Annotated in this window: 21 protein-coding genes; 10 read left to right on the top strand and 11 right to left on the bottom strand. The window is 44.3% G+C overall.

Annotated elements, in window-relative coordinates; all coding sequences use genetic code 11:
- Window positions 1–13 precede the first annotated feature (13 nt).
- The 4 genes from pheT to rpmI all read right to left on the bottom strand — a co-directional run bounded on the left by pheT (window position 14) and on the right by rpmI (window position 4,225).
- Window positions 14–2,428 (bottom strand): phenylalanine--tRNA ligase subunit beta, encoded by a 2,415-nt coding sequence (pheT, locus tag H9W84_RS01630; RefSeq protein WP_239741430.1) that lies wholly within the window; start codon window positions 2,426–2,428, stop codon window positions 14–16.
- A 9-nt stretch (window positions 2,429–2,437) separates the two neighbouring features.
- Complete coding sequence (pheS, locus tag H9W84_RS01625; RefSeq protein ID WP_065262705.1) at window positions 2,438–3,508, bottom strand: phenylalanine--tRNA ligase subunit alpha; 1,071 nt, start codon at window positions 3,506–3,508, stop codon at window positions 2,438–2,440.
- Window positions 3,509–3,622: 114 nt separating this feature from the next.
- A complete protein-coding gene (rplT, locus tag H9W84_RS01620) occupies window positions 3,623–3,982 on the bottom strand; it encodes a 50S ribosomal protein L20 (protein WP_239741429.1) in 360 nt (119 codons plus the stop codon).
- 48 nt (window positions 3,983–4,030) lie between these two features.
- Window positions 4,031–4,225, bottom strand: coding sequence for a 50S ribosomal protein L35 (gene rpmI, locus H9W84_RS01615; RefSeq protein ID WP_036604595.1), 195 nt, complete (start codon window positions 4,223–4,225; stop codon window positions 4,031–4,033).
- A 498-nt stretch (window positions 4,226–4,723) separates the two neighbouring features.
- On the opposite strand from rpmI, the gene H9W84_RS01610 reads away from it, so the two are divergent.
- The 7 genes from H9W84_RS01610 to H9W84_RS01580 all read left to right on the top strand — a co-directional run bounded on the left by H9W84_RS01610 (window position 4,724) and on the right by H9W84_RS01580 (window position 10,830).
- Window positions 4,724–5,167 carry an acyl-CoA thioesterase gene (locus H9W84_RS01610; protein ID WP_099807506.1) on the top strand — a complete coding sequence of 148 codons (444 nt, stop codon included), beginning with the start codon at window positions 4,724–4,726 and terminating at the stop codon, window positions 5,165–5,167.
- An 88-nt stretch (window positions 5,168–5,255) separates the two neighbouring features.
- A complete protein-coding gene (gene hisIE / locus H9W84_RS01605; RefSeq protein WP_239741428.1) occupies window positions 5,256–6,113 on the top strand; it encodes a bifunctional phosphoribosyl-AMP cyclohydrolase/phosphoribosyl-ATP diphosphatase HisIE in 858 nt (285 codons plus the stop codon).
- Between the two features lie 202 nt (window positions 6,114–6,315).
- Window positions 6,316–6,546, top strand: a complete 231-nt coding sequence (tatA, locus tag H9W84_RS01600) for a Sec-independent protein translocase subunit TatA (RefSeq protein WP_007117213.1) — start codon at window positions 6,316–6,318, stop codon at window positions 6,544–6,546.
- Window positions 6,547–6,600: 54 nt separating this feature from the next.
- Complete coding sequence (gene tatB, locus H9W84_RS01595) at window positions 6,601–7,338, top strand: Sec-independent protein translocase protein TatB (protein WP_239741427.1); 738 nt, start codon at window positions 6,601–6,603, stop codon at window positions 7,336–7,338.
- Between the two features lie 92 nt (window positions 7,339–7,430).
- Window positions 7,431–8,156 (top strand): twin-arginine translocase subunit TatC, encoded by a 726-nt coding sequence (gene tatC / locus H9W84_RS01590; protein WP_275579741.1) that lies wholly within the window; start codon window positions 7,431–7,433, stop codon window positions 8,154–8,156.
- 153 nt (window positions 8,157–8,309) lie between these two features.
- A complete protein-coding gene (locus tag H9W84_RS01585; RefSeq protein ID WP_239741425.1) occupies window positions 8,310–9,824 on the top strand; it encodes a UvrD-helicase domain-containing protein in 1,515 nt (504 codons plus the stop codon).
- On the top strand, window positions 9,817–10,830 hold the full coding sequence (locus tag H9W84_RS01580; protein ID WP_239741424.1) for a tRNA dihydrouridine synthase: 1,014 nt from the start codon (window positions 9,817–9,819) through the stop codon (window positions 10,828–10,830). Before H9W84_RS01585 ends, H9W84_RS01580 begins: the two co-directional genes overlap by 8 nt.
- A gap of 4 nt (window positions 10,831–10,834) precedes the next feature.
- Here the strand turns inward: H9W84_RS01580 and H9W84_RS01575 are convergent, their stop codons facing one another.
- Window positions 10,835–11,257, bottom strand: coding sequence for an MAPEG family protein (locus H9W84_RS01575; protein WP_239741422.1), 423 nt, complete (start codon window positions 11,255–11,257; stop codon window positions 10,835–10,837).
- Between the two features lie 11 nt (window positions 11,258–11,268).
- Window positions 11,269–11,715, bottom strand: a complete 447-nt coding sequence (locus H9W84_RS01570) for an OsmC family protein (protein ID WP_239741420.1) — start codon at window positions 11,713–11,715, stop codon at window positions 11,269–11,271.
- 345 nt (window positions 11,716–12,060) lie between these two features.
- Between H9W84_RS01570 and H9W84_RS01565 the strand changes: the two genes are divergently transcribed.
- A complete protein-coding gene (locus tag H9W84_RS01565; protein WP_036596083.1) occupies window positions 12,061–12,579 on the top strand; it encodes an RNA pyrophosphohydrolase in 519 nt (172 codons plus the stop codon).
- Window positions 12,580–12,720: 141 nt separating this feature from the next.
- Here the strand turns inward: H9W84_RS01565 and H9W84_RS01560 are convergent, their stop codons facing one another.
- The gene (locus H9W84_RS01560) at window positions 12,721–12,981 is read right to left on the bottom strand and encodes a type B 50S ribosomal protein L31 (protein ID WP_007117222.1); all 261 of its coding nucleotides are present in this window, start codon (window positions 12,979–12,981) and stop codon (window positions 12,721–12,723) included.
- A 169-nt stretch (window positions 12,982–13,150) separates the two neighbouring features.
- A complete protein-coding gene (locus H9W84_RS01555; RefSeq protein ID WP_239741418.1) occupies window positions 13,151–14,947 on the bottom strand; it encodes a M61 family metallopeptidase in 1,797 nt (598 codons plus the stop codon).
- A gap of 162 nt (window positions 14,948–15,109) precedes the next feature.
- Between H9W84_RS01555 and H9W84_RS01550 the strand changes: the two genes are divergently transcribed.
- Window positions 15,110–15,475 carry a hypothetical protein gene (locus H9W84_RS01550; protein ID WP_007117225.1) on the top strand — a complete coding sequence of 122 codons (366 nt, stop codon included), beginning with the start codon at window positions 15,110–15,112 and terminating at the stop codon, window positions 15,473–15,475.
- Between the two features lie 302 nt (window positions 15,476–15,777).
- Here H9W84_RS01550 and H9W84_RS01545 read toward each other — a convergent pair whose 3' ends face one another.
- Window positions 15,778–16,494 carry a M48 family metallopeptidase gene (locus tag H9W84_RS01545; protein WP_239741416.1) on the bottom strand — a complete coding sequence of 239 codons (717 nt, stop codon included), beginning with the start codon at window positions 16,492–16,494 and terminating at the stop codon, window positions 15,778–15,780.
- A 12-nt stretch (window positions 16,495–16,506) separates the two neighbouring features.
- Window positions 16,507–17,130 (bottom strand): PH domain-containing protein, encoded by a 624-nt coding sequence (locus tag H9W84_RS01540; RefSeq protein ID WP_203171379.1) that lies wholly within the window; start codon window positions 17,128–17,130, stop codon window positions 16,507–16,509.
- 173 nt (window positions 17,131–17,303) lie between these two features.
- On the opposite strand from H9W84_RS01540, the gene H9W84_RS01535 reads away from it, so the two are divergent.
- Window positions 17,304–17,558, top strand: coding sequence for a hypothetical protein (locus tag H9W84_RS01535; protein WP_239741413.1), 255 nt, complete (start codon window positions 17,304–17,306; stop codon window positions 17,556–17,558).
- A gap of 153 nt (window positions 17,559–17,711) precedes the next feature.
- Here H9W84_RS01535 and hemH read toward each other — a convergent pair whose 3' ends face one another.
- Window positions 17,712–18,731 (bottom strand): ferrochelatase, encoded by a 1,020-nt coding sequence (gene hemH / locus H9W84_RS01530; protein ID WP_239741411.1) that lies wholly within the window; start codon window positions 18,729–18,731, stop codon window positions 17,712–17,714.
- Window positions 18,732–18,853 lie beyond the last annotated feature (122 nt).

Raw genomic sequence — 18,853 nt, 5'->3', positions numbered from 1 at the left:
TGCTAGTCCAAGATTACATACGTAGCGTTGCGTGATACTGCTCATGTAGCGCAGCGATAACAGCTTCCATTTGCGCATTGATACGCTCGTCAGAAAGCGTGGCATCGAGGTCTTGCCACACCAGTGCAAAAGCAAGCGATTGTTGGTTTTCAGGTAAGTTGCTGCCAGCATATACATCAAATAACCACACCTCTTTTAATAACTCGCCCCCGACTTGTTTGATAGTATCTCGCATGGATTGCATAGCAATCGACTTGTCTACCACCACAGCGATATCACGGCGTACTTGTGGGAATTTACTTGGCGTCAGAATGGTCAATGCCTGTTGGTGCATGTCAATCACTGCCTGTAAATTCAGCTGCGCCACCCAAGTGGTCGGCAAATCCAAGGCTTTGGCAATCTGTGGGTGCAACTGACCTAACCAGCCAATCACCTTGCCTTGATAGTGTACATCGGCACTTTGACCAGGGTGTAAAAACGGCTGCTGGCTACGTTGATAACTGATAGCAGACTGGGCAAACCGCGGAAAAACCGATTCGACGTCATTTTTTAGGTCGTAAAAATCCATCACACGGCTGTCATGATGCTGCTCTGGATGAGTGCTGCCGACTGCCACCATCGCCAATGTCTCAACTTGGTTTAAGCTTGCGATATCACTGCCATCAAAACGCAGACCCGTCTCAAACAGACGCACGCGGTTTTGTTGACGGTTTAAGTTATATTGCACACAAGGCAACAAACTAGACAGCAAGGTACGACGCATGACCGCTAAGTCACTTGAGATTGGATTGGCAAGCGCGAGTGGTGCAGCAAAATGCGCCCCATCAAACAAAGCTTCGACTTTGGCATCACTAAAACTAAAACTCACCGCTTCAAAATAACCTTGATTGACCAAGCTCATTTTTAAGTTATGCAGATCATTTTGGCGTTTATTGTCAAACAAGTTACTGGTAAACGCCGGCAGTTTGTTGGCAATATTGTTATAGCCATAAATGCGGGCGATTTCTTCAATCAAATCTTCGGGTAAGCTGATATCAAAACGATGGCTCGGCGGCGTGGCAACCAGATTTTCGCCTTGTACCTCGGTGCTGATTTGTAGACTCTCTAAAATCTCAATGGCTTTGTCGGTGGCGATATCCGCGCCTAACAATTTGTTGATACTGACAATCGGTAGCGTCACTGGCGTACGTTTTGGCAGTTCAGCGGTGTTTTCAACTAGCGTGATTTGACCGACCTTAACCTCACTTGAGCCCTTGCCAAATGTTGCCAATAGATTGACCGCGCGGTCGAGTGCCAATTTTGGCAATTCAAAATCAACACCCCGCTCAAAACGCTGTGACGCATCGGTATGCAAGCCGAAACGGCGTGCTTTACCTGCAATCGCCAACTGTTTGAAAAATGCGCTCTCGATTACCACTCGGGTCGTGCTATCGGTCACTGCGGTGCGAAGCCCACCCATAATCCCTGCTAACGCAATGACACCTTGTTCATCGGCAATCACCAGCTCATCACCTTGTAAGGTAATGGTTTGCTCATTTAAAAGCTCAAGGGTTTCGCCTTGTTGGGCATGGCGCACAATAATTGCGCCCACCAACTTGTCGGCATCAAACGCATGCAGCGGCTGACCGAGCTCAAGTAATACGTAATTGGTAACATCCACCAGTAGATTACGTGGCTTGACGCCTGAGGCATTCAGGGCTTGTTTCATCCAATCAGGTGATGGCGTGGTGCCTGTCAGCCCACTGACCAATTGCGCGTAATAACGCGGGCAGTCCGTGGTCTCCACGCTAACCGCTTGGCTATCGTTGTCAGTCACAGCTGCGGTGATGTTGTCAAAGGGCAGTTGAAATGTTAAATCATTGAGTACTGCAAGCTCACGGGCGATACCGCGCACACTAAAACAATCCCCCCGGTTTGGGGTGATTGAAATATCTAGCACATGATTATCTAAGCCAAGATACGCTCGGATATCCATGCCAATCGGGGCGTCTTGTGGCAAAATTAACAAGCCATCAACACCATCATCACAGTCAATCTCACTACCACCACACAGCATACCGTGCGATTCTACGCCGCGCAGTTTACCTTTTTTAATGTTAAAGGGTTCATCCCCTTGCGCAGGTGGCAGTTTGGCGCCCACCAGTGCCACAGGTACACGCACGCCAACGGCGACATTGGGTGCACCGCAAACGATTTGTAGCGGTGCTTCGCTATGCTCACCGACATTCACTTTGGCAACGCGCAGTTTATCGGCATCGGGGTGTTGGGTGACGTCAATCACTTCACCGACCACCACACCACTAAAGTCTTTGGCGACTTTATCCAAGCTATCAAGCTCTAAGCCTGCCATCGTCAGTTGTTCGCCAATTTGCTCAGCGCTTAAGTTTGGGTTTGCCCATTGGCGTAACCAGTTTTCGCTAATTTTCATTGTTTTCCCCTAAGCAAACTGCTTTAAAAATCTGACATCATTTTGATAGAACAAGCGTAAATCATTCACCCCATAATACAGCATGGCAAAGCGCTCAATCCCCATCCCAAATGCAAAGCCTTGGTATTTGGTCGGGTCAATACCGCTATCGGACAACACTTTTGGATGCACCATACCGCAGCCCATCACTTCTAGCCACTTGCCCCCACCTGCATAAGTATCGGCAAGGATATCCACTTCTGCAGACGGCTCAGTAAATGGAAAATACGACGGGCGAAAACGCACCGTGAGCTTGCGACCAAAAAACGCCTGCAAAAACTCATGAATCAAGCCTTTTAGCTCAGCAAAATTGGTCGATTCACTGACATACAAACCTTCAAGCTGGTGGAACATAGGTGAGTGAGTTTGGTCGCTATCGTTACGATACACACGTCCTGGACAGATGATACGAATCGGCAGGTTGCCTTTTTCCATCGTGCGAATTTGCACCGAGCTGGTATGGGTGCGTAGCACATAATTGGCATTAAAATGCTGCTTTTCAAAATAAAAGGTATCGTGCATGGCGCGTGCTGGGTGATGGCTTGGAATGTTTAGCGCTTCAAAGTTATAGTAGTCGCTCTCAACTTCCGGACCTGTTGCGACTTCAAAGCCTGCTTGACGAAAAAACCCTTGCATACGCTCAGCGGTCATGGTGACAGGGTGCAAATTACCTGCTTGTTGTCCACGTGCTGGCAAGGTGATGTCAATGGATTCACTGGCAAGTTTGGCAGCCAAAGCTTTGGCTTCTAAATCGCTTTGCGCTTGTTGTAGGCTGTCATTGATTTGGGTGCGTACTTGATGCAGCATGCCACCGATGGTCTTTTTGCCGTCGGCATCGAGTCCGCCCAGCTGTTTTGACCAGGTGGTCAAATGGCTTTTTTTGCCGGTTAAAGTCACGCGGATGTTTTGTAGGTCTTGGGGGTTTTGTGCGGTGCTGATTAAAGCTTTGGCATCTTGAACAAATTGGGTGAATTGGTCTTGGGTGATATCGGTTAAATTTTCAGAATATTGGATAAGTTTGTCAGTCGTTATTTCTGTCATGAGCGTTGCAATCTTGGTTATCAATAGTGATAGGCATTTTAACTAAAATATGGCGATAAAAAAAGCCATTAAGCTTGCACTTAATGGCTTTTTGAAAAATCGCTTTAAAACAAACTAAGCAACCAGTGCTTGTTTTGCTTTTTCTGCCAATGCCGTAAAACCTTGCGCATCATGCATAGCGATGTCTGCTAATACACGGCGGTCGATTTCGATGCTGGCTTTTTTCAGACCGTTAATCATACGGCTGTAGCTTAAGCCATTTAAGCGCGCACCCGCGTTGATACGTGCAATCCACAGACGGCGGAATGAACGTTTTTTGTTACGACGGTCACGATACGCATATTGACCAGCTTTGGTAACTGCTTGTACAGCAACACGGAACACACGAGAACGCGCACCGTAATAACCTTTTGCACGAGCCAATACTTTTTTATGACGGCGATTTGCCTGTACACCACGTTTTACACGAGCCATAATTTACTCCTAAAGTTTTGTAATATCAGTTGATTGAATACCTATAAATTATAGGTAAGGACACATACGGTAAACACGTTTCTCATCAGACACGTGTACCAATTTGCATCCACGTAATTGACGGATACGCTTAGGAGATTTTTTGGTCAAAATGTGGCGTTTGAATGCTTGTTTGCGTTTGATACCGTTACCAGTTTTTTTAAAACGCTTGGCAGCACCACGGCGAGTTTTTAATTTCATGATAGCCTCTTGTTCGTTTTTGACAGAGATTAAAAATCTTTATCAAGTGAAGTTAACCTGTTTGTCAAAAAATCCTCATCACACTGGATTTTTTGCCTTGAGGTGGGAGGCGGTATTTTATCAAAAATCATTCGTGAATGCACGCTAATGTTATCACTAATTTTTCTTTGACATCCATTTTATTGATGTTACTTTAATATTTCTCTACTATAATAGATAAATTATTATTAAGGGCTGTTTGTAGAATTTTTAAAAAATAAATTATATCAATTACTTAGCATAAATACTTGGTAAATCTATCACGGAATTACATTAATTAAGTTAACAACTGAGTTTATGAAAACTGCGGTTAAATTGGCTAAAAGTGATAAGTAAGCCCTATTTTGAACACAGTTCGCGTTAGTTTGTTTAGCCTTAAGGTATTTATCGGGCTCTTAAGCTTCTGAAAAGTTTAATGTGTAATACTCTCTTATCAACATCAACATCATGAGGTTAGAATTCTTGTCAACGTTAAGCACAAATATTGAAGTTGCCCATTTCGTGTTTGAGACCGTCATGCGCGTGCGCAATACCGAAATTGGATTAGGACAACACTTAACGGTTGAAAATTTGGTGGCATTGCTTACCGAAGCCCGTTTTCGTTTTTTATATTCAAAAAGCATTAAGGAGGTTAATGCTGAGTACCAAGGCTTGGTCATTAATCATATCGAGACCCAAATCCTTGATCGGGCACGGGCGCGTGAAGAACTATTGTTTGAGGTTGGCGTACAGCATTTAACCGATTTAGGTGGTGATTTTGTGTTTAAAGTCTCGCGAATGTTTGATGGGTCATTGGTAGCGTATGCCAAAATGGGCTTTGTGGCGTATGACTATCGTCAAAGCCAAGAAATCGCGTTATCAGCTACCATTAAAGAAGCCTTAGATGTGAAACCCTTTGAGATTTAGGGCTTGATGAATTATGATAAATGCACGCATCGCTTGATGGGTGCTTTTTTTTGGTTAGGGCTTGCATAGTATGATACAGGGCGTGAATATGAATTGGCTAGATACACTAAAATTTGATGACAATGGGCTCATGCCTGCAGTCGCTCAAGATTTTCATACAGGGCGCATTTTGATGATGGCATGGATGAATCGCGAGTCATTACGCCTGACTGCCGAAAAAATGCAAGCAGTGTATTGGTCACGCTCTCGCGGTAAATTATGGCACAAAGGCGAAAGCTCTGGGCATTTTCAGCAAGTCCATGAAATCCGCTTAGACTGCGATGCTGATGTGATTGTGCTGTCAGTCACCCAAGTGGGTGGGATTGCTTGCCATACGGGTCGGCAGTCTTGTTTTTACCGTCTGCTTGCCGATGACCACGGACAGCTACAATGGCAAATTACTGATGCGGTCATCAAAGATCCTGATGCGATTTATGGTGACAACGCCAAACCGACTCATGAACACTCGCCGCTTGCAAGCCATGCGACACAAACAAGCAATCCGACACCAACAAGCAATCCAACACCAACCGCTACGACGTCAGCGGATATTTTAACCGCGTTAGATGAAGTATTGATTGGGCGTAAAAATGCCAATCCTAATAGCTCATACGTGGCAAGCTTATACCATAAAGGTATCAACAAAATCTTAGAAAAAGTCGGTGAAGAAACCACCGAAGCCATTATCGCTGCCAAAGATATCAACATTGCCAATGATACCCCCTATGAGGCCGTCGCCGATGATACCGCAGTGAAAGATTTGGTGTATGAAATTGCTGATGTTTGGTTTCACACAATGGTCACATTGGCATGGTTTAATATACCGTCTTGGGCTGTCACCAATGAATTGGCAAGACGTTTTGGCTTATCGGGTATCGACGAAAAAGCCGCACGTCAAATCTCTTAAGTAATAGCCCTTAAGTGAGCGCCCTTAAGTAAACGCCACTAAACAGTCGATAATTCCTGAATATTGCTGGCTAAAATTGCGAAAAATTCGCCGTGTTTTACACAGTTTTTTGCACAGTTATGTCAACGCAATGGTTATGTGTTACACTGCAAATTCATATTGTCCTCACCCCTATTGTCAAGGTTAATCAAAGGATATTCTCATGGGTAGTTTCTCAATCACACATTGGTTAATTTTACTGGTTGTTGTTGTGGTCATTTTTGGCACCTCAAAACTGAAAAATGCCGGTAAAGATTTGGGTGGTGCCGTTAAAGGCTTTAAAGATGCGGTCAAAGATGAAAACGAACAGCATCTGAACAAAAACCGTGTCCTTGAACACGAAAAAGCTGAGCTCAATACCACGCAGACCCAACAAGATAAACATAACGTTTAAACCCTAGTCGTTACTTTTTCTTTGGTTTTTTAATCCTTAACTGCCACGGTTGTTATGTTTGATATAGGTTTCTCCGAACTACTGTTATTTGGGGCGATTGCACTGATTGTGCTGGGCCCTGAAAAACTCCCCCAAGCGGCGCGTACTGCAGGTCAGTGGTATGCCAAATTCCGCCGTACGGTTGCAACGCTGCAGTCAGAAATTGAAGCTGAGCTTGACCTTGCCGAAACGCGCAAGCAAATGCAGCTTGAGCTGGAAAAAATCCGCCAAGCTGAAGTTGATATGAAGCGCGAGATGGAAGCCCTTCGCAGCAGTGTGAGCGAATTACAGCAACATGGCAAAGCACCTTCGATGCAAGCTCACAATACCCAGTCGGCTGATACAACCCCTAATCTTGGTCATGATACTAACGCAGTTAGTCTGCCTACTGAACCACTCAGCCTTGAACCACCCAGTCATGAACCATCCAGTCGTGAAGCACCCAATCATTTAGCTGAGCCAACAAATGATAGCACCGCGCTTTTACTAGACAAGCCATCTGACGAGTCTTCTCTGGTAGAAACCAAAGCAGACGATTATTTGCTGAGTCTAGAGGCTGATGTCGAAGCCGATGCAGTGGCTAAAGACTTACATGAAGCGCTATTCGCTGCCACTGAGCCAATGTATTATCGTTGGTTTTTACTCAGTGATTATGACCGTGTCAGACGTCTTCCCAATCCGCCTTTTTTACCCAATTATCAAGCCGATCCGCTACTGCACCAATTGCCAAGTTTGGGTGGAGGTGCCCAGTGATTAAGCTTATCAAAACCAAAAAAACGCCTGAACAATTAGCCATTGAACAAGCTAAAGATGATAAACCATCGCAAAACGATACTTTGGTAGATATGCCCATCACTGAGCATTTGATTGAACTGCGCCGTCATTTGATTCACGGTTTTGCGGCGGTGTTGGTGATTTTTTTGGCATTGGCGGGCTTTTCGCGAGAAATCTACGATATTTTTTCAGCGCCGTTAACAGCATTGTTGCCAGTCAATTCTTCTATGATTGCAACGGATATCACCTCATCATTTTTGGCACCGATTAAATTGACGCTGTATCTGGCTGTTATCTTGGCGATGCCGTATATTTTGTACCAGATTTGGTCCTTTATTGCACCAGGGCTATATAAGCATGAAAAACGTATCGCCCTACCCGTGCTATTGTCATCGGTGATATTGTTTTATCTGGGGATTGCGTTTGCCTATTATGTCGTGCTCAAAAGCGTGCTAGCTTTTTTTATCAAATTCTCGCCCGACAATGTGCTACCGATGACCGATATCGAAAGCTATCTAAATTTTGTACTCAAGCTATTTTTGGTGTTTGGGGCAACCTTTGAGATTCCTGTGTTGACGCTGCTACTGGTGTTGGCTGGGGTGGTGACAGTGGATAGCTTGGCGCAAAAACGCCGTTACATCATCGTGGGTTGTTTTGCTATTGCGGCATTGGTGACACCGCCAGATGGGCTATCCATGATTATGCTGGCTATCCCGATGTGGTTATTGTTTGAACTCGGTCTGGTCATGGCACGGGTATTGGTTAAAGAAAAAGCGTTATTACAGAAAGACCGCTAATCTAGCTGGATAAAGCTAAAGCCTAGTCAACCTCTCATTCATCCCCACTTAGTAAATAAAGGCTAGTAAATACAGGTTGAGTAAATAAAGGAAACTGAGCAAAACTTGCCAAATTTTGCTAAAATAGCTCACTTTTCTGTTAGCAATGGCCTTATGTCAAACCCCAGCGTTATCCCCACCCAACCCCTTGTCAACAGCCCGACCCAACGCCCAACGGGTGAGCAGCAGCAGGCTGTCGATATGGCACTCACGCGCCAGTCGTTTAAGGTGGTAGCGTATGCCGGCGCAGGTAAGACCACCACGCTTAACCTGATTGGCAATCAGCTACGTGGTCGCGGGATTTATTTGGCATTTAACAAAGCGATTGCTTCAGAAGCGCAGCGCAAATTCCCCCACCATGTCGACTGTCGCACTTTTCACTCATTGGCATTTCGTCATACTGCTCGCGATATCACCGCAAAGCTGCAACTACCGCGTTTTTCTCCCAGTCGCCTCGCCTCAGATTTGGGGTTGACCCCTGTGCAAGTCAAACGCCAAATTGAAGGCAAAAGCCAGTTTGTGACCTTAACGCCAGAGCGACAGGCACGATTTGTCTCCGATGCCGTGAGCACGTTTTGTAGTACCCATGCCAGTTACCCCGCGCCGCGCCATTTGCAGTTTCCTGACTGGTTGGTTGCCAGTGAAGCTGAGCAGCTGCGCGACACCTTATACCCGTATGTAGAGCGCCGCTGGCAACAGTCGATTGACCCGCGCCACCCTGCGGGGATTGGGCATGATATTTACCTTAAACTTTGGGCGCTATCCAAACCGGTAATTCCTGCGGATTTTATCTTATTTGATGAAGCGCAAGATGCCGACCCCTTGATGATGGGGATTTTGTCCAATCAGCCCAACCAAGTTATCTATGTGGGTGACGCGCATCAGCAAATTTATGAATGGCGCGGCGCTGTCAATGCCATGAAGCGCCTGCCGCTACCACAAACCTTGCTCACCCAATCGTTTCGATTTGGCGACCAAATTGCTGATGTGGCGAATGGGTTTTTAAAAGCGCTACAAGAAGAGGTACCACTGCGCGGCAATCCTGCGATGGCGTCTACCTTAGGCAAAAGTATGGTGCATGGTCAAAAAGATGCCATTCTTTGCCGTACCAATGCCAGTGCGATGGTCAATCTGTTATCTGGGCTTAAAATGGGACATAAAGTTGCGCTACAAGCCGATACAGAGCGTTTGCTCAAATTTAGTCAATCTGCCGAACGCCTAAAAAAAGGACAAGCGGCATATGGCGTGCCTGAGCTTGCCTACTTTAACAATTGGCGCGACGTGCAGGATTATAGCGAGACGAACGAAGGCAGCGATTTAAAAACCCTCGTCAAATTGGTCGATGAACATGGCACCGAAACGCTAAACCAAGCAATTAACAGCTTGACCACACTGGATAAAGCCGACTACATCATTTCTACCGCACATAAAGCCAAAGGGTTGGAATGGTCACGGGTGCAAATTGACAATGATTTTTATTATGATGTGACTTCTCAGGCGGTAAAAATCTCCCCCGAAGAGTTGCGACTGCTGTATGTTGCCTGTACGCGCGCCAAGGTAAATTTGGATATTTTTAATATTCAAGATTTGATTCACGGACTCAAAGATAAAAAGGTGATTTATGGCTAGTCACTTATCGCAGTTTAGCCCCGATTTTACCCAGCCGCAAATTGTCCTTGCGCCGATGGAAGGACTGACCGACCCATTGATGCGGGATATTTTAACCAGTATCGGACATTACGACTGGACGGTGAGTGAGTTTATTCGCGTCACCCAGCACGTCCTACCCGCGCATGTGTTTTATAAATTCGTACCCGAACTTTTGCATAAAGATGGTTTAAAAGGCAAAACCATTCACGGCACGCCAGTACATGTACAGTTACTGGGCAGTGAGCCCGACCTGATGGCAGGTAATGCCGTCAGGGCGGTCGAGCTTGGTGCGTTAGCCATTGATATTAACTTTGGTTGCCCTGCTAAAACTGTCAATAGTCACCGCGGTGGCTCGGTGTTGCTCACCGAACCTGAAACCTTGTATCAAATCATCCATGCAGTACGCCAAGCCGTGCCATCGGATACGCCTGTATCAGCAAAAATCCGACTCGGCTATGAAGATACCTCTCTAACCCAAGAAATCGGCGATGCGGTGCAATCAGCCAATGCCAGTTGGCTGACTATCCACGCCCGTACCAAAACCCAAGGCTATAAACCCCCTGCCTATTGGGAGTTAATCGCACCCCTGACGCAGCGGTTAAGCTTACCGATTATTGCCAATGGCGAAATTTGGCAGACTGAACAAGCCATGCGTTGCCGCAAACAAGCAAACACCCCACATATCATGCTCGGACGTGGTGCAGTTACTCATCCTGACTTAGTCAATCAAATCAAAGCGATGGATAAAAATGACACGGTAAAAAACATGGCTTGGCAAGCGCTACTTAAGCTACAAATTGCGTTTTTGCAAGGACATGCCCGTAGCGACAATATGCTGGTGGGACGTTACAAACAATGGCTGGGAATGTTGACCCAAGGCTATGAAGAAGCCAGCGAGCTTTGGCAAAACGTAAAAAGACAAAAACAGCTTAAGACCATTGTTGCGATGTTACAAGCACAATCCCAAGCTGGCGATTGCTCATAGCAAATTAGCTCAATCGTATCGCTAAATAAAACAACATCAGTGGACAGGCGAGGCTAAGCGACCAAATAATTGAGCGAAAAGTTGCCCAATTGGCAATATACGCCAACCCATAAATAATCCGTAATATCACATACAACCATGCCAACTGGGTCACCACTGACAGCGGTACAAAAAATAACAACGCCACAATCACCGCTGCCAAAAATACCGGCAAGGTTTCATAGCTATTTTGCTGCGCGGCATTGGCACGCGCTGCCGCGCCCGTTTGTTTACCCAAAAACTCGCGCGGATTGGCATTGTCTTTGCTTTTAAATCCGCCAAAGAGCTTTGCCAATATCGCAAACACCAAGGGCAATAAACTGGCAACCATCATTGCCAGCACCACGCTGCTATTGGTGGCAGGGACAGCACTTAGATAGGGAAACATGCCGTTATTCCCTACCCTTTAACCGTTTCATTAGTAATTTCATCAAATGTTTCATCAATGATTTCGTAATCATGGGTGATTTTGACACCGCCATTTTCTAGCATACGACTGGCTGAGCAGTATTTTTCTGCCGATAACTCGATGGCTTTTTTAACCTGCGCTTCTTTGATGGCGCTGCCTTTGACCACAAAATGCAAATGAATATCAGTAAATACCGCAGGAATCGTGTCGGCACGCTTAGCCGATAGCTGACACTCAACATCGCTTACAGCTTGACGGGCTTTTTGCAGGATACTGACCACATCATAACTGGCACAGCCGCCAAGCCCCATCAAAACCATTTCCATGGGTTTGGCACCCAATTTTTCCGTTGAATCCATGATAATTTTATTGCCGTTTTCGGTCACGGCTTCAAAATTAATGTCTTCGTTTTTTAACCAATTTACTGTTGCTTTCATACTATCCCCAGATGCTTATAATTTTTAAAAAAATATTTTGTATAAAATCAAGCGATATTATGCGCTTTTTATGTCCGTGAAACAATTTATAGCAAATAAACATTACACTTTTGACATAAAAACTGGTTTAATAGTGGGTAATAAAGGCAGTGATTACATTGTCCATGTTTTTTAGCAATAATAATAAAATAAGCGTCTGTTGGTATGAGATGGGTTTATGCCCGATGATTTGATTGACCAAAACTTTAATAATGGTCTGCAAGGATGTGTGTAAACCTTGCGACCCAAAAAACTTGATAATGTGATTGCCTGCCAATTTTAACCATTAAATTGAAGGTAATCGTCATGATTGATGCAGACGGCTTTCGAGCCAACGTAGGTATCATCTTGGCAAATACACACGGACAAGTACTGTGGGCAAAACGCGTGGGTCACGATGCTTGGCAATTTCCACAAGGCGGCATTGATTTTGGTGAAACGCCGCTTGATGCAATGTATCGGGAATTGTGGGAAGAAGTCGGATTGTACCCTCAGCATGTCAAAGTGTTGTCACAAACCCAAAATTGGCTGCGTTATCGGTTGCCAAAACGTTTTGTACGACAAGGACAATATCCTTTGTGTATTGGGCAAAAACAAAAATGGTTTTTGCTCCAGCTAGATGAGAACAATGTAGAACATATCCGTTTTGATACGGCAAAACCTGAATTTGACCGCTGGGAATGGGTCAGTTACTGGTATCCACTTAACCAAGTGGTGGCATTTAAACGTAATGTATATCGCCGCGCCTTGTTTGAGTTATCACCGCAGTTGCCACTCAAAAAAGAATTGTTACTACCGAAAAACGTAAAAATTCATTCCTATTAAACCTAAACAAATAAACCCAAAAAAAGCTCACTTCGGTGGGCTTTTTTTGGCGTATTGTTAGTGACTGTCTAGTATGTCCCATTCCAGCCAATAAAAAACCCTTCGCAGTTGCAAAGGGTTTTTGATAATAAGCGATTAAACTTATTTTTTGTTACGACCTGCAAATGCACCGAAACGTTTGTTGAAGCTTGCCACACGACCTTCGTTTTGGGTTTTACGTTGTTCGCCGGTATAGAATGGGTGTGAGGCACTTGAAATATCGAGTGCGACGTATGGGTATTCTTTACCTTCGTATTCGCGAGTTACTTTTGATTTGATAGTCGAGCGAGTTAAAAAGTAAACGTCAGCGTTGGTGTCGTGGAATAGAACTTCTTGATAAGCTGGATGGATATCTGCGCGCATGGTTAGGTCTCTAGTCATTATCCTGCCCTTTGGTCTGCAGTTAGTATGCGTGGCATGAATCTTTATTTTGCTAAAAATTCACCCAAACACCCAACCGATTAAAGCCAACACAGGATGGATTGATAAAATTGGAAGCCGAATTTTACTAGATTTGCTTTATTTTTGCAAGTTATTTCCACTGCAGCCATTTGGTGAGGCTTGTATTTTCACCCGCTAACAGCGTCCATATTAGCGGTTGTTTAACATGCGAGTCGCTCACGGGTGGCACTTCAAGCACCAGCAGCTCATCACGGCGAAATACATGACACACGGCAGGGTCTTCACTAATTGTTTGGGTTTTAGCCGTAGATTTTAGCCATTTTTCGCTCGCCTTTAACCCATCAATTGCCACGATGACGTCATTAGCAGAAATCCCTGCAGCGGCGGCTTGGCTATTTCGCACAACACGTTGCACTTTTAACCCAGTAGGCTCGCTCATATATTTCATGCCCCAAGTAATATCATCGTCTTTTTGCTCAATACTCACACCCTGTTCTGACAACAGTTCAAATAGCGGTAATTCTGTGGTGCCGTCGATATAATTGGCTCTAAAATCTTGCCAAACCTCTTTGGGTAAACATTCATTCATGACGTCATCTAGATTGGCGTCCGTCATACCAAAACGGCGATTATCTTGGGCTTTGGCTTTATCATAAAAAACTTTTATCACATCAAAAATACGTTTGCCATGGTTTATCAAAGTCAAGTCTAAACATAACGCCACCAGCGCGCCTTTGTTGTAGTAGCTAATCCCGGCATTGGCGGTGTTCTCATCGCTACGATATAGTTTTATCCACGCATCAAAGCTTGATTCTGCCACGCTTTGCAAGGCGCGCCCGTGGGTTTGATAGTAGCGATTGATTTGTTCAGCAAGCAGCTTCAGATAGCTATGTTGCGAAATAACCCCGCTTTTTTGTAGCATAAAATCATCCACATAACTGGTAAAGCCTTCAAACACCCATAGCAAGGTGGTGTAAGTCTCTTGGTTAAAATTGGCGGTTAAAAAGACTTCGGGACGCACGGTTTTAACCCACCACGCATGAAAATATTCATGGCTACACAAGCCCAAAAAGCGTTGATAACTCTCGCTTGGCTCAGCTTGTTCAAAAAATGTGGGTAGGTCATCTCGTGGGGTAATCAAACTGGTACTGGCAAGGTGCTCAAGCCCGCCATAGTCGCTTGAAGTTGCTATGGTCATAAACAGATAATCATCAAACGGCGTATCACCGAGCCAATCGACATAGCTTTGACAAATTTTGCTAAGGTCAGTTTCTAGCCGTTCAAGGTCGCTGTGGTGTACGCCAGAAATCACAAATCGGTGGGGAATGGTGTTTTCGCCACTTTTTACATCGAACCAAAATTCATCTTGCTCAGCGATTTCAAACGGGCTGTCGGTGAGTTGCTCGTAGTTGTCGGCAGTTAGCTGATAGATGGTTTGTTCGGCTTGTTGGTGCATTTTTTCGGGTAAAACAGTGGCTAGGCTGACTTCCACGCCGTTTACCTCATAAAAGTCTTGCGGGCAAATGAGTTCGGCTTTAATCGCTTGGTTTTCTTGCCCTTGTACCGCTAATGCTAGGGAGGTGAAGTTGCCGTACAGGCGAGTTTCATCGACATATGCCCCACGCACGGATAAGTCATAAGCATAGACTTCATAAGTGACGCTAATGCGGTCGCCTTGTTTGGCGTGGATTTGCCAGTGGTTTTTATCAAGTTTTTTAAGGCGTTGATTGTTCTTGGCGTTGGGGTCATGGATGGTGGCAGTGACTGCCGTAATGTGTTTGCTAAATTCTCGAATCATATAACTACCCGCAATCCAAGCAGGTAGCCAAACGATTGGGTTGTCGTTGTCCGCAGTAAACGTAAGCGTGACATCGACAAGGTGTTCGCGGAAGCGTTTAAAGTCGAATTGATAATGAATTTTGTTCATGATATTTTCTTTTTCAATTTTACGAAATTTTAAATAGATGCTAGGATAAAACAAAATTTTAACCCAAATTTTGTTTTTAGACCGAATTTTCTACAGGCAATCAACGATGAATTATTACAAATTGGATTTTTTCTAAGTTTTTTAACTTAGGAAAAATCTATTATGCAAAAACTTGAAAAAACTCACAAAAAAACCAAAGTTCAATATCGCAGTTCTGGGCGTAAGAAAATCTATTTTCCGTGGGAAAGTTGTCGTTATCCAAATTTACGCAATCAGATTTATAGCTACTTTAGAACGCAACAAGAACGCTCATTTCATTATTTGCACAAAGCGGAATATTGGGACTATAACATCAAGCTACGCCCCAAGCGTGGTAAGCATTTACCGCATATTTGGGATGACAAACCAACTTATGCGTTCAAATATGCAAAAAGTTGGAAACACAATTCTAAACGCCGTCATCAATGGTATCGTGAAAAAGATGGGTTTCGTGAAAAAATGCAATCTGATTACATTTTAACAGATTGATTTTGAGGATTTGCAACTTTATAATAAAGACAAGGAGTGGGCTAACGGTTTCCCGAAAGCCCCAGCGTTTTAGTTGTTCCAGCAACTGCCACGCTGTCTTGCGTCCGTCTAATAAGCGTTACTGCTTAACAGCATTAGGACAACAAGAACGATGATGATTAAACAGCGTTTCATCGTTCTTTACTCCGTTAAGTGTTAAGTCCAAGCTTAACGGCTCGTTTAGCATAACGTCACGCCAAACTCTGCTATTATATTTTTATGCTTGCAAAAAAGCCATATCAAAGCGATATGGCTTTTTTCATTTATAAATCCCCAAATTTCAACTTATCATGCCAATGTTTGTAATCGGGCATGACTCGTGCCACCTGCGCCCAAAATCGTGCCGAATGATTGGGCTCAATCAGATGACACAGCTCATGCACCAACCCATAATCCGCGCAGTCTGGCGGGAATTGCGCCAGCCAAACGGACAAGCGAATGGTTTTGGCTTGGGTGCTACAACTGCCCCATCGGGTCTTCATGGTGTAGGGCGTGATTTTGCTGGCAAATTGACCCACTTTGTCTTGCCAAAACGCTTGGCGGTTTTGAATAAATTGAGTGAGCCAAGCTTTATAAAGAATCGTTAAGGTGCGTGGAATATCCGTTTTTGAAAAATCCGAGTTGTCAAAGTGGCGTTCAAATAAGGCTTGCACTGTCATTTTTTGCCCTTCAAAGTAAATATTGCTTTCAAGGGTCAAATTTGCCAAATCTTTAACATCATTGATATAGGCAGGTTTTTTGGCTTGAAGTTCTTTGAGTTTTCGTTGTTTTTGCTGGCAGTCGATTGCCCATGCAAGGCGATGCTCGAGCGATTGCCTCAGCAGATGTTGTGGCATACGCATGGGATAAGACACGCTGAGCAAGCTGGTAAACGGTGCTTCATCAATCGATTTGATACGAAAGTTGATATGTTTGACTCGTTTGCTTTCAATCGCAAGTTTAATCCCTTGCTCAGCGTAGGCGGTGAGTACAGTTTGCATAAGTTTTAGCAATTATTGACGCAAATAATGCTCAAAAATCGCGCCAAAGTCATAATTACGAATGGTCTTTAAACGCTCGCCATAGGCATTTTCTACTTGTGCGACAGTTTGGTTGATGACATCAGGCAAGTTGAGCACCACGTTTTCTGACAGTTCGCGTAAGCTAAACATATTGGTGACGGTATTAAAGGATTTTTCTAGCACCGTTTCTTCATGGGCAATGCGTTTGCACTGCTCGCTAATCGCAGTCAGCGCCTTATAGATATCACGGATTTGCTCGATTTGATTTTTGTCGATATCAATCGAAAACGCCACACCGCCCAAGCTAAATTTTAGCTCAGCATCCATATCCATCGTGCCTGCGGTCTCAATCATGATATTGGCGGGCTGAAAATTGCGGTACGGATAGCGTTTTAGCAAGCGTTTTTTACTGGTCGCCGACTGCCCATCAAGGTGGATAAAGGCGACATTGGTAAAGCAATATTCGTCCATTTTTGACTTAATCACAAAATAAATGCGCTCGTTATCTTCATGAAAAATATAGTCATCAATATCGGTTTGGTTAAACTGACTGGCTGGGATGATTTTACCGATGTCACTTAAACCCAATGCATCTGAGGCAAGATTTTTAAACATAGTCACTTCCTGTTTTATCCATAAAAATTGTTAAAAACGCTGTCTGTGCGAAAAACTGTTTTCGATAACATAACACAAATATCACATTGGCAACATAGATGTCATGCTGATTACTGGCTATGATACCGACATAACACTGATAATAAACAATAAATGAAAATGAAGGAACAACAATGAAAGCCAAACCAACATCTAGCAATTTGACCGATATTGATTCGGATAGTTTTACTGTGCAATTGGATGATGAATCCTTGTCATCAAGCCATATTGAAGCGGGTGAAAGTGGTTTGACCCCGATTCATCGCCAAAATATTGATGAGCAGCGGATTGATGAATTATTGGTTGAGGATAGCTTTAGCGAAGACGACTATCCGACTATTGGTGATATCGCTGACCCTGATGCCGCAGATGAAAGTTATAAAGACTGATTTTCTGTTCTGAAATTTTTTGTATTTAAATGTCAAAAAGAAACGCCAAAAAGGTTGGTAAGTTACCAACCTTTTTTATCGGCTTGCAGTTAATAAGGCTTGCTATTAATGCGCTTAATAACCTACTTTAAGCCCAAGCTTTAACAATAAATGTTAATACCATCCTTGCAGATTTTGTTGCCACGCTTGCACATGTGGCAATGCCAGTGACTCAAACAAATCAATATGCGCAGCATCCACATTGAGTGCAGGGATATAATGATAGTCCCCACCGCCATTGGACTGGAATGTCTGTCGATTTTCGACTGCCAACTCTTCTAGCGTCTCTAAGCAATCTGCCGAAAATGCTGGACTCAGTACCTGTACTGACTTGATGCCTTGCTTGCCCCACTCGGTTAAGGTGGCATCGGTATAAGGTTTGACCCATTCTTGCTTACCAAAGCGTGATTGAAAACTACATTCCCACTCATGACGCTCAAGTCCCAGCACTTGCGCCAAATGCGCTGCGGTACAGCGACAACGTCTGGCATACGGATCGCCTTTTTGCTCATACGGCTCTGGAATCCCGTGAAAACTCAATAGCAATTTTTCAGGTTTGCCATGTTCAGCTTGGAAGCGTTTGACGCTCTGGGCCAAGGCGTGGATGTATTGCGGATGAGCAAAATAATCTTTAACAAAGCTAATGCTGGGTAAATTACGCTGCTTAAGCCCCCATTTGGCGACTACGTCAAACACCGCGCCAGTGGTGGAACCAGAATACTGTGGATAAGCTGGCAACATCACGATTTGCTCTACTTTTCTGGCAGTTAATGCCGATAGCACATCCGTTAACGCAGGTTTGCCATAGGTCATGGCAGCATGGACGCTTACTTTGCAAGGTAGTTGATGTTGGTCAAAACGCTGCTGCAACAAGTCCACTTGGGCAAGCGTGATTTTACGCAGCGGAGAATCACCGTCCCACACGCTAGCATAGGCGTGGGCAACCCGTTTGGGGCGACTGCGTAGCACAAACAAGTTTAAAATGATTTGCCAAATAAACTGCGGAATTTCAATCACGCGCGGATCGGACAAAAATTGTTTGAGATAGCGGCGCACCGCTGCTTCAGTTGGTGCATCGGGTGTTCCCAAATTCACAAGAACAACGGCAATTTCAGGTGGATTGCTTGGCTTCATAATTTATCTTTAATCCAAAAAATCATAAAAAAAGTGGGGTTAAGATTAGCATATTTACTAGGGTGCGCGTACTGGATAATTATCTGAAATTGCTCAATTATTGCATTTTTTAAGCTATATTT

Origin of the sequence: Moraxella tetraodonis, assembly GCF_022359095.1 — a bacterium.
In the GTDB taxonomy this organism is placed as follows: domain Bacteria; phylum Pseudomonadota; class Gammaproteobacteria; order Pseudomonadales; family Moraxellaceae; genus Faucicola; species Faucicola tetraodonis.
This window is presented reverse-complemented; position numbering and strand designations above follow the sequence as displayed.

Coding starts and splice junctions, on each gene's coding strand:
- pheT (WP_239741430.1), bottom strand. CDS start 2,428: ATGAAAATTAGCGAAAACTGGTTACGCCAATGGGCAAACCCAAACTTA.
- pheS (WP_065262705.1), bottom strand. CDS start 3,508: ATGACAGAAATAACGACTGACAAACTTATCCAATATTCTGAAAATTTA.
- rplT (WP_239741429.1), bottom strand. CDS start 3,982: ATGGCTCGTGTAAAACGTGGTGTACAGGCAAATCGCCGTCATAAAAAA.
- hisIE (WP_239741428.1), top strand. CDS start 5,256: ATGAATTGGCTAGATACACTAAAATTTGATGACAATGGGCTCATGCCT.
- tatA (WP_007117213.1), top strand. CDS start 6,316: ATGGGTAGTTTCTCAATCACACATTGGTTAATTTTACTGGTTGTTGTT.
- tatB (WP_239741427.1), top strand. CDS start 6,601: ATGTTTGATATAGGTTTCTCCGAACTACTGTTATTTGGGGCGATTGCA.
- tatC (WP_275579741.1), top strand. CDS start 7,431: ATGCCCATCACTGAGCATTTGATTGAACTGCGCCGTCATTTGATTCAC.
- H9W84_RS01585 (WP_239741425.1), top strand. CDS start 8,310: ATGTCAAACCCCAGCGTTATCCCCACCCAACCCCTTGTCAACAGCCCG.
- H9W84_RS01580 (WP_239741424.1), top strand. CDS start 9,817: ATGGCTAGTCACTTATCGCAGTTTAGCCCCGATTTTACCCAGCCGCAA.
- H9W84_RS01575 (WP_239741422.1), bottom strand. CDS start 11,257: ATGTTTCCCTATCTAAGTGCTGTCCCTGCCACCAATAGCAGCGTGGTG.
- H9W84_RS01570 (WP_239741420.1), bottom strand. CDS start 11,715: ATGAAAGCAACAGTAAATTGGTTAAAAAACGAAGACATTAATTTTGAA.
- H9W84_RS01565 (WP_036596083.1), top strand. CDS start 12,061: ATGATTGATGCAGACGGCTTTCGAGCCAACGTAGGTATCATCTTGGCA.
- H9W84_RS01560 (WP_007117222.1), bottom strand. CDS start 12,981: ATGCGCGCAGATATCCATCCAGCTTATCAAGAAGTTCTATTCCACGAC.
- H9W84_RS01555 (WP_239741418.1), bottom strand. CDS start 14,947: ATGAACAAAATTCATTATCAATTCGACTTTAAACGCTTCCGCGAACAC.
- H9W84_RS01550 (WP_007117225.1), top strand. CDS start 15,110: ATGCAAAAACTTGAAAAAACTCACAAAAAAACCAAAGTTCAATATCGC.
- H9W84_RS01545 (WP_239741416.1), bottom strand. CDS start 16,494: ATGCAAACTGTACTCACCGCCTACGCTGAGCAAGGGATTAAACTTGCG.
- H9W84_RS01540 (WP_203171379.1), bottom strand. CDS start 17,130: ATGTTTAAAAATCTTGCCTCAGATGCATTGGGTTTAAGTGACATCGGT.
- H9W84_RS01535 (WP_239741413.1), top strand. CDS start 17,304: ATGAAAGCCAAACCAACATCTAGCAATTTGACCGATATTGATTCGGAT.
- hemH (WP_239741411.1), bottom strand. CDS start 18,731: ATGAAGCCAAGCAATCCACCTGAAATTGCCGTTGTTCTTGTGAATTTG.